Annotated in this window: 12 protein-coding genes and 1 tRNA gene; 5 read left to right on the top strand and 8 right to left on the bottom strand. The window is 43.2% G+C overall.

What is annotated here, in order from left to right:
• Positions 1-200: 200 nt before the first annotated feature.
• Together queF and AB5062_RS06220 are read left to right on the top strand one after the other, a co-directional pair.
• Positions 201-656, top strand: coding sequence for a preQ(1) synthase (gene queF / locus AB5062_RS06225; RefSeq protein WP_005846060.1), 456 nt, complete (start codon positions 201-203; stop codon positions 654-656).
• Positions 657-743: 87 nt separating this feature from the next.
• A tRNA-Ser gene (locus AB5062_RS06220) sits at positions 744-831 on the top strand.
• Between the two features lie 363 nt (positions 832-1,194).
• Here AB5062_RS06220 and AB5062_RS06215 read toward each other — a convergent pair.
• Positions 1,195-3,006 carry a DNA polymerase III subunit gamma/tau gene (locus AB5062_RS06215; RefSeq protein WP_368326839.1) on the bottom strand — a complete coding sequence of 604 codons (1,812 nt, stop codon included), beginning with the start codon at positions 3,004-3,006 and terminating at the stop codon, positions 1,195-1,197.
• A 118-nt stretch (positions 3,007-3,124) separates the two neighbouring features.
• Between AB5062_RS06215 and AB5062_RS06210 the strand changes: the two genes are divergently transcribed.
• Together AB5062_RS06210 and AB5062_RS06205 are read left to right on the top strand one after the other, a co-directional pair.
• Positions 3,125-3,421: a septum formation initiator family protein gene (locus tag AB5062_RS06210; RefSeq protein ID WP_005846067.1), complete on the top strand. Its 297-nt coding sequence runs from the start codon at positions 3,125-3,127 to the stop codon at positions 3,419-3,421.
• Positions 3,422-3,444: 23 nt separating this feature from the next.
• The gene (locus tag AB5062_RS06205) at positions 3,445-3,762 is read left to right on the top strand and encodes a hypothetical protein (protein ID WP_005846069.1); all 318 of its coding nucleotides are present in this window, start codon (positions 3,445-3,447) and stop codon (positions 3,760-3,762) included.
• Between the two features lie 117 nt (positions 3,763-3,879).
• Here AB5062_RS06205 and AB5062_RS06200 read toward each other — a convergent pair whose 3' ends face one another.
• Together AB5062_RS06200 and AB5062_RS06195 are read right to left on the bottom strand one after the other, a co-directional pair.
• Complete coding sequence (locus AB5062_RS06200; protein WP_011965537.1) at positions 3,880-6,066, bottom strand: S46 family peptidase; 2,187 nt, start codon at positions 6,064-6,066, stop codon at positions 3,880-3,882.
• Positions 6,066-8,231 carry a S46 family peptidase gene (locus AB5062_RS06195; protein ID WP_117870022.1) on the bottom strand — a complete coding sequence of 722 codons (2,166 nt, stop codon included), beginning with the start codon at positions 8,229-8,231 and terminating at the stop codon, positions 6,066-6,068. Before AB5062_RS06195 ends, AB5062_RS06200 begins: the two co-directional genes overlap by 1 nt.
• A 193-nt stretch (positions 8,232-8,424) precedes the next feature.
• Here AB5062_RS06195 and AB5062_RS06190 point away from each other — a divergent pair, with 193 nt between their 5' ends.
• Complete coding sequence (locus AB5062_RS06190; RefSeq protein WP_032945909.1) at positions 8,425-9,123, top strand: DUF4369 domain-containing protein; 699 nt, start codon at positions 8,425-8,427, stop codon at positions 9,121-9,123.
• A gap of 13 nt (positions 9,124-9,136) precedes the next feature.
• Here the strand turns inward: AB5062_RS06190 and AB5062_RS06185 are convergent, their stop codons facing one another.
• Genes AB5062_RS06185 through AB5062_RS06165 form a run of 5 tightly spaced genes read right to left on the bottom strand, consistent with a single transcriptional unit; the run spans position 9,137 to position 14,080 of the window.
• On the bottom strand, positions 9,137-9,895 hold the full coding sequence (locus AB5062_RS06185) for a 1-acyl-sn-glycerol-3-phosphate acyltransferase (protein WP_008671012.1): 759 nt from the start codon (positions 9,893-9,895) through the stop codon (positions 9,137-9,139).
• A gap of 39 nt (positions 9,896-9,934) precedes the next feature.
• On the bottom strand, positions 9,935-11,095 hold the full coding sequence (locus AB5062_RS06180) for a metallophosphoesterase (protein ID WP_022508436.1): 1,161 nt from the start codon (positions 11,093-11,095) through the stop codon (positions 9,935-9,937).
• A 14-nt stretch (positions 11,096-11,109) separates the two neighbouring features.
• Positions 11,110-11,997 (bottom strand): vitamin B12 dependent-methionine synthase activation domain-containing protein, encoded by an 888-nt coding sequence (locus AB5062_RS06175; RefSeq protein WP_011965540.1) that lies wholly within the window; start codon positions 11,995-11,997, stop codon positions 11,110-11,112.
• Positions 11,994-13,334 (bottom strand): dihydroorotase, encoded by a 1,341-nt coding sequence (locus AB5062_RS06170; RefSeq protein ID WP_005846084.1) that lies wholly within the window; start codon positions 13,332-13,334, stop codon positions 11,994-11,996. Before AB5062_RS06170 ends, AB5062_RS06175 begins: the two co-directional genes overlap by 4 nt.
• A complete protein-coding gene (locus tag AB5062_RS06165; RefSeq protein ID WP_368326840.1) occupies positions 13,331-14,080 on the bottom strand; it encodes a polyprenol monophosphomannose synthase in 750 nt (249 codons plus the stop codon). Before AB5062_RS06165 ends, AB5062_RS06170 begins: the two co-directional genes overlap by 4 nt.
• Between the last annotated feature and the right edge of the window lie 50 nt (positions 14,081-14,130).

Here is a 14,130-nt window from a genome sequence, read left to right as displayed (position 1 = left end):
CTCTTTGTATGAAAGGTGTTCCTTTCTTGCCGGGTATATCGTTTCACTTTAGTGAGCAAATTTTATCACTGAAGTGAAGAAGTTTCATCACTCAAGTGGTACAGTTTCATCACTTCAGTGAAACGATGTACTTGACAGGGAGAGAATTTCTATTCCAAGGTATGAAAGAGAAAACATGAATATGAAAAAAACAGATTTTAATGGAAAGAAAAGATGAATTGACCCTTCTCGGGTCGAAGACCGAGTACAGGCAAGATTATGCTCCCGAAGTGTTGGAGTCCTTTGTGAACAAACATCCCGGAAACGACTATTGGGTACGTTTTAACTGTCCCGAATTTACCAGTTTGTGTCCTATTACAGGACAGCCCGATTTTGCGGAAATCCGTATCTCCTACCTGCCTGATGTGAAAATGGTGGAGAGCAAGAGCTTGAAGCTGTATTTGTTTAGTTTCCGTAATCATGGCGATTTTCATGAAGATTGCGTGAATATCATCATGAAAGATTTGATTAAGCTGATGGATCCTAAATATATTGAGGTGACGGGCATTTTTACTCCGCGCGGTGGTATTTCCATTTATCCGTATTGTAATTACGGCCGTCCGGGTACTAAGTATGAGGAATTGGCGGAGTATCGGATGCGTAATCACGATTTATAGATGTATCTCTTGGAATGAATAGATAGATTGTGGACTCAAATATTTGCTGGTTTTGAAAATTTGTTCTATTTTTGCACTCCGAAAAAAGGAGAGGTGCTCGAGTGGTTGAAGAGGCACGCCTGGAAAGCGTGTATACCCCAAAAGGGTATCCGGGGTTCGAATCCCCGTCTCTCCGCAAAAGTAGAAAAGTTAAAGTTGTAGATTCTTGAATTTGAACAATTCAAGAATTTTTCTTTTTCCAGCACTTATCTGTATGGATGATAATGCGGAAAGTGGTGAATACAAAAGGTGAATAAGAAACAGTACCCATAGTTCAGGCAGATTGATTTTATAATGGATGTAAAAACAATCTAATCGGGATATTATTATGGATATAAATTGATTGACGCAAAGGCTGGAAAAGTATAGCTTATGCTCAATGAATCATTTATGAAGGATCCCTTTCAAAATCCTTCACGACAACACATTGAAAAACAATGTATTGTGTAAATATGAAGGATTTGAAGGATTTCCCGGTATTTTTTTATTTAAATAGGTTTTATGATAACTCCAATCCCAGTGCTTCTTTTAATTTCAGCAGATTCGGGTTTTTCTTGCTCATCATCTGGAAACGTTCCACATGGCTGTAAGCACGGATGTTCTCGGTAGGGGCACTGACACGTACCGTCATGGTAATTTTCCGGTTGTGCAGACGTTCGCGTAAGTGATTCTGAACCGATGGTATCAATTGTACCATATATTTTTCCACCATATCATTGTCTACTGTCACTTCAAAAGTCGTGTCATTCAACAAATGCGGATGCATGTTCATCATTCGTGCGGAGTTAGCCTTCTCTTCCTTGGGCAGGGCGGCTGCAAATTCACGCCAGTAATAGTCCAGATCTTTTTCATTGAAAATATAATCTTCGTATGTGGCATCGTTTTGGGCAGCGGTGCTTGCCGCTTTTGCTTCTTGCTTCTCCGCGGCTTGCTGTTCGTGCAAAGGACGGCGCAGGGATATACCGAGTGAGCCCGCCTTGAACACCGGGATTTTTTTCTCTTCTCTGGTCTGAGGCAGCGGGCTTGGACGGCTTGCGTTCATACTGCCGGCTGTACTTGTACCCTGTGTCTGAGGAGCGGCGGTTGCTGCGGTCTGTGCAGCGGCAGTTTTAGCCTGAGGCTGTGGCTGCGTGGCGGCTGTGGAAGCCGCTTGCTGCGTAAATAGGGGTTTTAATATCTTCTTAGGGCCACGCCCACCACTTGCATCATCGGCGTCGGGCAGAGTGAGTTGGGCGCATTGAATCAGTGTCAGTTCTACCAGCAGACGTTTGTTTTTGCTTGCACGATAGTTCAGGTCACAATCATTGCATAGCTTCATGGCACGGTACAGGAATTTCTGGTCGCATTTTTGTGCTTGTTCTTTATAGCGGTCGCGGATACCGGCGCCTACTTCCAGCAATTGCAGGGTGGAAGGGTCCTTGCTCACCAGCAAATCCCGGAAATGAGAGGATAGTCCGGTGATGAAATGACTGCCGTCAAATCCTTTTTTCAATACGTCGTTAAAAAGCAGCATGGATTCGGGAACTTTGTTTTCAAGCAACAAATCGGTCAGCTTGAAATAATATTCGTAATCCAAGACATTCAGGTTTTCAATCACACTTTTGTAAGTGATGTTCCCACCTGTGAAGCTGACTACCTGGTCGAAGATGGAAAGAGCGTCGCGCATACCACCGTCGGCTTTCTGTGCGATGACAGTCAGGGCTTCGGGTTCGGCGTTGATATGTTCCAGTTTGGCAACGTATTGCAGATGGTCGATAGTGTCTTTGATGCCGATGCGGTTAAAGTCATAAATCTGGCAACGGCTCAGAATAGTCGGCAGTATCTTATGCTTTTCCGTTGTGGCAAGGATGAAGATGGCATGATGAGGCGGTTCTTCCAATGTTTTCAGAAAAGCATTGAAGGCGGCTTGCGACAACATATGGACCTCATCAATGATATATACCTTGTACTTGCCGATTTGTGGCGGGATACGTACCTGCTCAATCAGCGAACGGATATCTTCTACCGAGTTGTTGCTGGCGGCATCCAGCTCATGTATGTTGTAAGAACGCTGTTCGTTGAATGCCAGACAAGACTCACACTGATTGCAGGCTTCTCCTTCGGCAGTGGGGGTCTGGCAGTTGATGGTCTTGGCAAAGATACGTGCACACGTTGTTTTTCCCACTCCACGCGGTCCGCAGAACAGGTAGGCATGTGCCAGCTTGCCGGTGGCAATAGCATTTTTTAAGGTGATGGTCAACGCGTGTTGCCCTACAACCGATTCGAATGTAGCGGGACGGTATTTTCGTGCCGATACGATATAATTTTCCATAAGCGGAGTTCTTTTTTCTAATATGAGTTCTGCAAAAGTACATAAATTATCCGTTTTTATGGGTAGGATTGCTTGAAATATTTCTATCTTTGCAAAAATCAAAAAAGGGATTCTTTGTATGAGCAAATTGCTGACTATTTGGAACTACATCCGGCGCCATAAGTATATGATTACGGTGCTGATCTTTATTGTAGTTATTGGTTTTCTGGATGAGAACAGCTTGATTCAGCGGGTAAAGCATCGCAGTGAGATCAGCGCGCTGAATAGTGAGATAGAGAAATATAGAAAGCAATATGAGGAAGATACGGAGAAACTGAAGGAACTGACCACGAATCCTGAGGCTTTGGAGAAAATAGCACGCGAGAAGTATTTGATGAAGAAGCCCGACGAGGATATTTTTGTGTTTGAAGAATGAGTAAATCTTATAATATAATTTCGATGGCAGGGGCAGTCCTGCTGCTGGCAGGTGCGGTGTTGCAAATCACCCGGTGGGAGCTTGCGCCTTATCTGTATACGCTGGGTGCTGTGATGTTCGGCTATGTGCAGGTCATGGGGAATCGTTATGATGGAAGGAATTTTATCATCAAGCGTTTGCGTAGACAGCAGATTTTCGGGGCTGTCGCACTGGTCTTTACAGGAGTATTGATGTTTACCATGAAACGTAACGAATGGATTGTTTGTCTTTCCATTGCCGCTGTCCTGGAACTTTATACGGCTTTCCGTATTCCGCAGGAGTTGGAGAAGGAAAAACGTTAAGGAACCAGTGTCATTTTTTGTCCGCGTTTATAGAGGCTTATCTTGTGAAAAATAGGAGAACGCGGACGACACTTGTTACGTGTGGTCCGCGTTCTAAAAAATAGTTGTCCGGTATTGTTATTCCACAATGGTCATTTCATCTACCAAGTGTTTCGCTCCTGCAAACTTATCAATAATAAATAAGGTATAGCGGATATCCACACAGGCTGCACGTTGTAACTGGGAATTGTAAGCAATGTCACCGGTCAGTCCTTCGTAGTTGCGGTCAAAGCCGGTACCGATCAATTCCCCTTTGTTATTGAAAACGGGGGAGCCGGAATTACCTCCTGTATTGTCTGTTCCTGTAACAAAACAGATGGGCATTTCACCATTTTTCATGGCATAGCGCCCGAAGTCTTTCTTGTTATACAAGTCCTTCAGTTTGGCCGGAACCACGAATTCATAGTTGTTCGGATCCTCTTTTTCCATCACTCCTTTCAACGTGGTGTAATAGTTGTATTCCATACCGTCTTTGGGGCTGTATGAACCTACTTTACCATAAGTGAGACGTAACGTGGAGTTGGCATCCGGATAAATAGGAGTGCCTTCATGCTGTTTCAGCTTCATCATACCCTCTACCCAGGTTTTATGGGCCAGATTATAAGCATCGGTTTCGGCTTTCATGGCTGCATCGGTATCTGCATAACCTTGGTCTACTGATTTGGCATATTGCACCATCAGGTCATTTTCCAATGTCTTGGCATCCGGCTTTGCCACAAAGTTGTCAAAGGCTTCACGGCTTCGGAAGATGGATGTATCAAAACAAGCATCGACAAAGGCGTCAATGTTTCCTTTGAATTCTTTGTCTATTACTTTAAAGATGCTGATGCGCTGTTCGGCCGGAATTAATTCTGCGTAAGTCTTCAGCAAAGCTTTGGAAACTTTACGGTCTATTTCGGGATTATAGTCTTTATTGAAAAATTTATCGGCTTGTTTGATCAGTGTGCTTAATGCATGATCCAGCGGATTGATTTCTTTAGTAGCATGAGGTACTTTATATCCTTTTTCCAATGCTTGCAGGACTTTGTCTGTGGAAGGAATCTTATAGAATTCCGTTCCCAGTTTGCAAACTTCGTAAATGGCTTGCTGATGATATACGGCATCCCGGCGTTTGCTCACGATTTCCCGGATAGCATCGAAGGCTTTCTGGTAGGCGTCAGTACCCGTCTCACGTCCGTAAGCCAGAAGCTTTTCCTGTTGTTTCTTTTTCGTATCAAGTACTTTCAGCTGAACCAGTCCTTCGTTCATACCGATAGCATTCTTCCAGTAATTGGCTGACGAGGCGTATTTGCTGGCATACTGGATGCGTACTTTATCACTTTTCAGCATCTCTTCCAGCAGATTATTCAATCGTACGGTGCGGACGGTCTTACGCATGAAGTTGGTAGTCTGCATACGTTCTTCCACTTCGTCCGAAATCATGTATCGCCAGTTGCGTCCGGGAAATCCCATTACGAAAGTGAAGTCTCCCTCTTTGATTCCTCCCAGGTTGATGGTCAGATGTTTTTTCACCTTCAAGGGTACATTGCTTTCGTTATAGTCAGCAGGTTTACCGTCGGGTGTTGCATAAATGCGGAACATGGAGAAATCGCCACAGTGACGGGGCCACATCCAGTTATCGGTGTCAGCTCCGAACTTTCCGATGGAAGAAGGAGGAGCGCCTACCATACGGACGTCTTTATAGATGGTCTTTATAAACAAGTAATAGCGGTTGGCTCCGTAGAAAGGCTTTAGTTCCAAAGCGGTGAACGGAGTGATCTCTATATTTTCTTGTTCGGCAAAACGTTTGGCTACTTTGCTCAGATAGGAGGGGGACAGGTAGTTCAGTCCTTCCGGGTCCTCATCTTTGGCCAGTTGTTCCTTTACATAAGGAGTGACGTCCAGAATTCTGTCTATGAAGGTGACCGTCAGTCCCTTGCAGGGAAGTTCTTCTTTGCGGCTCATAGCCCAGAAGCCGTCAGTCAGATAGTCGTGTTCTACCGAACTGTGTTGCTGGATATAGCTGTAACCGCAATGATGATTGGTCAGCACAAGACCTTCGGCAGAAATGATTTCACCGGTACAACCACCTCCGAAATGCACTACAGCATCCTTCAGACTGATGCTGTCCGGACAATATACTTTATCAATGCTGATATCCAGTCCCATATCATACATGGTGGCCGCATTCTGTTCTTTCAGATCAGTCAGCATCCACATCCCCTCGTCGGCATGGCCGGCAAGGGTTGTGAAAGTAAATAGCGAGAGTAATAGTATCTTTTTCATTATTCAACAATAGTCATTTCGTCAATCAGGTGTTTGCATCCGCCCAATTTGTCGATGATGAATAATACATAACGTATATCCACTGCGATACAACGCTGTAAGTTGTTGTCGAAATTAATGTCACCACTCAGTGATTCCCAGTTGCCGTCAAAAGCGGCACCGATGAGTTCGCCGTTACCGTTGATGACAGGAGAACCTGAATTACCGCCGGTAATATCATTGGTAGTCAGGAAACAAGCAGGCATATCACCGTTGGGCAATGCATAACGTCCGAAATCTTTTGTTTCATACAATTCTTTCAGTTTGGCGGGAACAACAAATTCCGGATTGGTAGGATCCTCTTTTTCCATGACACCTTTCAGCGTAGTGTAGTATTTATAGTGTACGCCGTCTTTGGGATTGTATGATTTCACATTGCCGTATGTCAGACGGATGGTGAAGTTGGCATCCGGAGCTTTGGGTTCCGGTGAATACATTTCACACAGGCCGCGTACATAAGTTTTGTGTAATAAATCCATGCCTTTCATCGATTCTGCCAGTTCGTTTCCCAGCTTGTCCATCAAGTCATATTTAGCCCGTACGTATGCAGTCATAGGATCTTTTTCTATGGCTTTCACGGTAGGTTTCTTGATGAATTTATTGAAATTCGCTTCGTTGGAGAAGATGGAATTGTCATAACAATGGTCTACGTATGCGTCATAGTTACCTTTAAAATCCTTCTGGATGGTAGTATAGAAGGCAGGTAAAGCATTGGCAGGAACCATTTCGGCATACAGGGGCAACAGAGCTTTGGCCACTTTGCGGTCTACTTCGTGATCGTAGTCTTTGTTATGTATATCGGCATATACTTTTTTCAGCGTTTCAATATTTTTATTAATCGCTTCTTTATCTTTATTTTTGATTGCTTCTTTCAGCTTGTCCAGAATCAGATAAGGAGTGCCGAATTCTATACCTCCTTGAAAGACTTCACGGAAACAGGTGTAGTTATAAAGAATAGGATTACTCTTTTCGATGGCGGCATCAATTTCGCTGACTACTTTTTCATAATCAGTGTTGCCTTTGGCTTTAGCAAATGCTGCGAACTTGGCTTCCTGTTCTGCTTTTGTTTCCAATACCTTATTGTCGATAATGGCTTTATTCATGCCGATAGAGTTTTTCCAATAGTTGCTGGAACCTGCATATTTGCTGGCGTATTGGATACGTACTTTGTCACTGGCAGCCATTTCTTTCTTCAGTACATCCTGACGCACACCACGTATGCGGATACGGGGTTCGTTGGTGGAATGCATCCGTTGTTTCACTTCACTTTGAGTCAGATAGCGGTTGGTGCTTCCGGGGAATCCCATAATCATGGCATAGTCACCCTCGTTAATACCTTTCAGTGAGATAGCCAGATGCTTTTTGGCTTTCAGAGGAACATTGTTTTCATTATATTCTGCCGGTTCGCCGTTGGCATCCGCATAAATGCGGAAGACGGAAAAGTCGCAAGTATGGCGGGGCCACATCCAGTTGTCTGTTTCACCACCGAATTTACCGATGGATGAAGGCGGAGCGGCAACCATGCGTACGTCGCTGTAGGTTTTCAGATAAATCAGATAGAATTTATTGCCTGCATAGAAAGGCAGAGCTTGTGCGCTGATACCTGCTTTTCCGTTCAGGTCACTGGCTTTCAGTTCCTCGTCGGCCAGTTTTTTCAGGAAGTCGTATTCAAAGGTTTCCTCTTCTTTTACTTCGCCTGATTTTACTTTATTGTTTACTTTATCTGTGACATCGACAATGCGTTCTACAAATTTGAACTTCAATCCCGGAGTCGGTAGCTCTTCTTTGCGGCTTTTTGCCCAAAAACCGTCAGTCAGGTAGTCATGTTCTACCGAGCTATGTTGCTGTATCGCTCCGTAGCCACAGTGGTGGTTGGTCAGGATCAGTCCGTCCGGTGAGATGATTTCACCGGTACATCCTCCTCCGAAAATGCCTACTGCATCTTTTAATGAAACGCGGTTCGGGTTATAAATGTCGTCTGCTTCCAGCAGTAAGCCTTGTGCTTTCATGCGGTCTGCCAAATGCTGCTCTTGCATCAGTTGCAACAGCCACATACCTTCGTCTGCCTTCGACGGCAAGAATGCTACACACATCAATGCGAGCAATAAAAGTTTGAATTTTTTCATGTTGTGTACTAATTGTTATTTCTTTATCCTTATATCGGTTACAAAAATAGAAAAAAAGAGGGAACTTTGCACTATAAATTGCCTTCTCGGTAATAATCTTCTATTTAGTTTTAAATTTTAATAAAATATTTTTGTCACTAAATTATAGATTGTACCTTTGTATGCGAAAAATAGTAATGGGGCGTAGATAAGCATGAATAAACTTTTTTTCTCTGTGGTATCTTTATTGGCTTTTACTTCATGTGCCAGTGAGTATAAGATAGAAGGTAGTTCTTCTGTTTCTCGTCTGGATGGGAAAATGCTATTTGTAAAAGTTCCTAGTGGAGACCGGATGCTGAGTATTGATTCGGCAGAGGTAATTCATGGAATGTTCAAGATGGAAGGTATAACCGATTCTACTTCAATGGCATCCTTGTATATGGATGATGAGAGCATCATGCCTTTTGTCATTGAAAAAGGGAAAATATCCATCAGTATTGATAATGCCCGTATTGTAGTTACCGGAACTCCGTTGAATGATCGTCTGTATGATTTTGTGGGAAAAAAGACTTCTTTGGATGACAGAGCATACGAGTTGGAGCGTCAGGAGAGCCGTATGATTATGGATGGAAAAGCACCGGATGAAATTCAACGTGAGATAACGAGAGAACGTGAGAAACTGGCTGCTGAAATGAATGCATTGGCTAAGGAGTTTATCCAGAAGAATTATGATAATGTATTGGGACCGGGTGTTTTCATTATGTTGTGCAGCAATTTTCCTTATCCTGTCATGACTCCCTTGATTGAGGAAATTATAGAGGAGGCTCCTGACCGATTTAAAAACAACTCCTTGGTAAAGGATTATGTGACAGTAGCCCGTTCGAATATGGAAAAATTAAAAGTTCCCCATTAATGAGGAGCCTTTTTTATCTGTCTTGGTCTGGATTGTCTATTTTTCCTTGATATTTTTCAGGTAAGTCTTTCTCAATTTCCCTGTAAGCCTCTTCCATGGTTGCTTTGATGTTTTCCATTCCCTGGCTTTGCGGATAAATGGGCTTATGTACGACTAATTTCATAGGATGCCAGGATACAAAACCGCCGGTACGGGGAAGAATATTAAAGGAGCCGATAATAGTGAGTGGTACTACGGGAAGTTGCAAATCATCTGCCAGTTGGAAAGCACCTTTCTTAAAATATCCCATGTGCCCGGTAAAAGTACGTGCACCTTCGGGAAATACCACTAGAGAAGTTCCATCCTGTAGTACGTGACGGGCATGTTCTATGGTTTCTATTACCTTCTTGGGACCGGATTTATCAACGAATATATGTCCGGCAGCTTCACAGGCTTTGCCGACGAAAGGCATTTTGCGCAGACTTTTTTTCATCATCCATTTAAAGTTTCGTCCCAGAAAACCATAAATCAGGAAGATATCGAAAGACCCTTGATGATTGGCTACAAACACGTAGGATGTTTTTTTAAGTACTTCCGGATGTCCTACTACCTTGACAGGAATAAGTAATACATAGCAGAAAAGCTGTGACCATATTTTTCCCGGATAATATCCCCAAAAATGCGGATTGCCTATCCATGAACCAATAATGGTAACTATTGCTGTAAGTATGGTTAATACCAGCAAAATGGGAAGTGCTATGAATAGTTGGTATAAAATATATAGTACTTTCATTTGTCTGAATTTTAGTTGTACAAAGATAGAAAAACTATTTTATATTTTATGTAACGTGATTACTGTAATTTCCGGCCATGCTCCAAGGCGCATAGGGAACATCAGGTAGCCCAAACCAATATTGACAAACAAGGATTGTTTTCCTTCCTGGTATAAACCGTTGTGTTCGGGATATACGAATTTAGCAGGAGAGAAGCCAAACAGGCTGAACTGCATTTCATGGGTGTGGCCTGAAAGCATTAGCTGTACATCACTTTCCGGCAAGACTTCTCTGTGCCAATGAGTGGGGTCATGGCTCATTAATATTTTATACATTCCTTCCGTTCCTTTTAATGCTTTCTGCAGATCTCCATAATTGGGAAATGGGGGATTTCCGCTGTTCTCTACACCTGCCAGGGCTATACTGTCTCCATGATGATGTAGAATGACATGATCGTTATTGAGTATTTTCCATCCCATGGCAGCCTGTTTGGATTTCAAGCTGTTCAGGTTAGCTTCTTGAGCTTCTTCTGTTTCCCATTTTATATAAGGGGAATAGTCATGGTTGCCTAAAACGGAATACACTCCGTCTTTTCCTTTTATCTGTTCTAGAATAGGGATAAATTCGTCCAATTCCGTTGCCACGTTATTGACCAGGTCACCTGTAAAAAGTACCAGGTCGGCATGTTGTGCATTAATAAGGTTTACAGCCTTCTGTAAAGCAGCACCGTTGCCAGTCCAGCTGCCGGAATGGATATCAGATATTTGTACAATGCGGTAGCCGTCAAAGCCGCTGGGAAGTTCATCGGAACTGATGGTTACCTCCCTGATTTGAAAATGCTGTTTTCCTTCGGTTGCTCCATATATTACATATATTAACGAGGCTAAAGCCAATCCTCCTGCTACATATCCTCCATACAGTTTTTTGCCGGAGATGATATATAGGAACTTCATAAACAGGATAACAATGACGAAAAGTGCCTTGGGTACGGAGAAACAAAGAAAAATCAATAAGAAATTGCTAAGTCGCTGCATGGAATCCGGACGTGGCTCATGTATAGAAAAGACTAATGTCATTCCCAATAAAAGAAACAGACTGGGAAGCCAATAAGCCCAATGTGTCCATTTTTGGGAAACACGGCGTATATATGCCTTGTATATATACATATCGGGCAATATCAGTAGCAGTAGAAAAAACAGAAATAACTTTATCAGCATCATAATTTATTCGTTTTTTATAGATTGGCGGCGAGAAACTTTTTAGTTTCTTCTATACTCATGCCCCGGCGGGCGGCGTAATCTGCCAATTGGTCTTCACCTATTTTTCCGATGGAGAAATAGCGGGAAGCCGGATGGGCAAACATGAGTCCGCATACAGAGGCATGGGGCTTCATCATACCATTCTCGGTCAATGAAATTCCTATTTGCTTCATATCCAGCAACTCGTCTAATAGGAAATTGACGGATTGGTCGGGCAAGGAAGGATAACCTACGGCAGGACGTATCCCTTGATATTTTTCATTATGCAGGTCTTTTACGCTTAGGTTTTCATCAGGTGCATATCCCCAAAGTTTTTTGCGTACATCTTCGTGCAGTTTTTCGGCAGTAGCTTCCGCCAGTCTGTCGGACAATGTTTGCACTAACATACGTTTGTAATCGTCTTCTGCATAGAGCCGCTCCATTTCTGCATCTACCGTAGTGGCGAATGCTCCTATTTTGTCTGTGATACCCGATGATAATGGACGCACAAAGTCACTCAGACATAAAAACGGGTCATCTTCTTTCAATTTTGCTGTTTGTTGACGCAAAAGCGGAAAACGCTTGCTGTTCAGCAGCAGATCATCTCCGTCGGCATTGGCATCCATGATATTGACCACTCCGTGGGTCTGATACGCTGTATCCAGTTCATTCAACATCCGATTTGCCTCTTTGAAAAGCTGCATGGCTTCACTGGCTTTCGGACGGTCTTCTTCCGCAAAACCGGTGAGCCACATGGCCCGGCATGAATCACATCCATGTATGTCCGCAATGGCGGCAAACTTGGGTTGAAAGCCCCATGCATGGAAAAAATAAATCCAGTTAATGTATTCGCTTACTTCGTGAATCTTGTAATTTACAATCATCTTTTAAACCTTAATTCTTGTCCGCGATGACTTTGGTCTACCTTGTTGTCACTGTAAACCAGATCACCATTGACGAATGTTTTTTCTACCCGTGTGTGGAATTTCTGTCCTTCCATCGGAGTCCATCCGCATTTGCTTAAAACGCAGTCGGCAGTTACAGTCCATTCATGATCCGGATTTACCAATACGAGGTCGGCTTGATAACCAGGACGGATGTAGCCTCGTCTTTCAATATGATAAAGTTCGGCCGGTGCATGGCACATTTTCTGAACCAGTTGCTCTATGCTTAATATGCCTTCGCGTACTAATTCCATGATAGCTACTAATGAAAACTGTATCATCGGCATACCCGATACGGCTTTCAATGCTCCCCCTTCCTTTTCTTTCAGTAAGTGAGGGGCATGGTCGGTACCTATTACATCTATCAGATTGGTAGACAATGCTTTGCGTAAAGCATTCCGGTCTTCTGAAGTTTTGATGGACGGATTGCACTTGATACGTCCTTTCAATGTCTCATAATCTTTGTCATAGAAGTATAGATGTGACACGCAAGCTTCCGCCGTAATCTTTTTTTCACTCAGGGGTTTGTCTTCAAGCAAATCCAGTTCTTGTGCGGTGCTGATGTGCAGGATGTGCAGGCGGGCATTGTTTTCTTTTGCCAGCCGGATGGCCAGTGAGGAAGAATATGCACATGCTTCCGCACTACGTATCTGCGGATGATATTTTATATCAGGATCTTCTCCATATTTTTCTTTGAAGGCTGTTGTATTGGCACTGATTATAGATTGTTCTTCACAATGTGCTGCAATCAGCATACCTGCATTGGCAAATACTTTTCTAAGTACTTCCATGCGGTCTACCAACATATTTCCCGTGCTGGCTCCCATAAATAATTTAACACCGCATACCCGGCTTTTATCTAGTGTGGGGAGTACATCCGCATTCGTATTGGTTGCTCCGAAATAGAATGAATAGTTTACGATGCTTTTGGTTGCCGCATCCGCAAACTTGGCATTCAAAGCTTCCAGGGTCGTAGTTTGCGGAGTGGTGTTGGGCATGTCCATAAAACTGGTGACGCCACCTGCCGCCGCCGCTGTGCTTTCAGTATGTATGTCGGCTTTATGAGTCAGTCCCGGGTCACGGAAGTGTACATGATCGTCTATAACTCCCGGCATCAGATAATAGCCTTTCGCATCTATTATTTCTCCACAAGGCTGGGAGGGAACTGTTTCTTCTGCCAGCACTTCAGCTATGACTTCATTCTCAATCACTATCGAACCGTGAAAAATCTTGCCTTCATTCACAATCCGTGCATTCTTTATCCATGTACGTTTCATACTGTTTTCTTTTGCGGGTATTTGCGGAACCAGCTACCCAGTTTTAATTGAATGACTCCTAATACAGCTTCACCGAAGATACTTCCGTTCATTTTTGAAGTACCTAATTCGCGATTGACAAAAATCACAGGAACTTCGGCTATCTTGAATCCGCACTTGTAAGCAGTGAACTTCATTTCAATCTGGAATGCGTACCCTTTAAAACGGATGCCATCCAGACCGATTGTTTCCAAGACTTCACGGCGATAGCATTTAAATCCGGCGGTAGTATCATGTATGGATAACCCTGTGATAATCCGTACATATTTGGAGGCGAAGTAGGACATCAGCACACGCCCCATCGGCCAGTTCACTACATTCACACCACTGACATAGCGTGAACCGATAGCTACATCATAGCCTTCAACGGCACATTTGTTATACAGCCTTGGCAGGTCATTCGGATTATGACTGAAGTCAGCATCCATTTCAAATACAAAATCATATTGATGCTCTATCGCCCATTTGAATCCGGCAATGTAAGCAGTACCCAGTCCTAATTTACCTTTACGCTCAATCATGAAAAGACGGTCGGGGAATTCTGTTTGCAGTTTACGGACAATGGTTGCCGTGCCGTCTGGTGAGTTATCTTCAATAATCAATATGTGGAAGAACTTTTCCAGTCCGAATACAGCCCGGATAATGTTCTCTATATTTTCCTTTTCGTTATAGGTGGGTATAATAATAATACTATCGGATTTCTCCATACATTTTTTGTATTAGCTGAATAAATATCATACAAAAGTAACTATTATAT

The sequence above is a fragment of the Phocaeicola sp. RTP21359st1_B8_RTP21360_211022 genome, assembly GCF_040911965.1.
GTDB classification, from domain to species: Bacteria; Bacteroidota; Bacteroidia; order Bacteroidales; family Bacteroidaceae; genus Phocaeicola; species Phocaeicola vulgatus.
Note: the sequence above shows the minus strand (reverse complement) of the source record. Positions and strands in the feature narration are given on the sequence as shown.

Bases quoted from the DNA above. Each gene is read 5' to 3' on its own strand.
- AB5062_RS06190 (WP_032945909.1), top strand. From the start codon at position 8,425: ATGAATAAACTTTTTTTCTCTGTGGTATCTTTATTGGCTTTTACTTCA.
- AB5062_RS06185 (WP_008671012.1), bottom strand. From the start codon at position 9,895: ATGAAAGTACTATATATTTTATACCAACTATTCATAGCACTTCCCATT.
- AB5062_RS06200 (WP_011965537.1), bottom strand. From the start codon at position 6,066: ATGAAAAAGATACTATTACTCTCGCTATTTACTTTCACAACCCTTGCC.
- queF (WP_005846060.1), top strand. From the start codon at position 201: ATGGAAAGAAAAGATGAATTGACCCTTCTCGGGTCGAAGACCGAGTAC.
- AB5062_RS06215 (WP_368326839.1), bottom strand. From the start codon at position 3,006: ATGGAAAATTATATCGTATCGGCACGAAAATACCGTCCCGCTACATTC.
- AB5062_RS06175 (WP_011965540.1), bottom strand. From the start codon at position 11,997: ATGATTGTAAATTACAAGATTCACGAAGTAAGCGAATACATTAACTGG.
- AB5062_RS06165 (WP_368326840.1), bottom strand. From the start codon at position 14,080: ATGGAGAAATCCGATAGTATTATTATTATACCCACCTATAACGAAAAG.
- AB5062_RS06205 (WP_005846069.1), top strand. From the start codon at position 3,445: ATGGCAGGGGCAGTCCTGCTGCTGGCAGGTGCGGTGTTGCAAATCACC.
- AB5062_RS06180 (WP_022508436.1), bottom strand. From the start codon at position 11,095: ATGATGCTGATAAAGTTATTTCTGTTTTTTCTACTGCTACTGATATTG.
- AB5062_RS06195 (WP_117870022.1), bottom strand. From the start codon at position 8,231: ATGAAAAAATTCAAACTTTTATTGCTCGCATTGATGTGTGTAGCATTC.
- AB5062_RS06210 (WP_005846067.1), top strand. From the start codon at position 3,125: ATGAGCAAATTGCTGACTATTTGGAACTACATCCGGCGCCATAAGTAT.
- AB5062_RS06170 (WP_005846084.1), bottom strand. From the start codon at position 13,334: ATGAAACGTACATGGATAAAGAATGCACGGATTGTGAATGAAGGCAAG.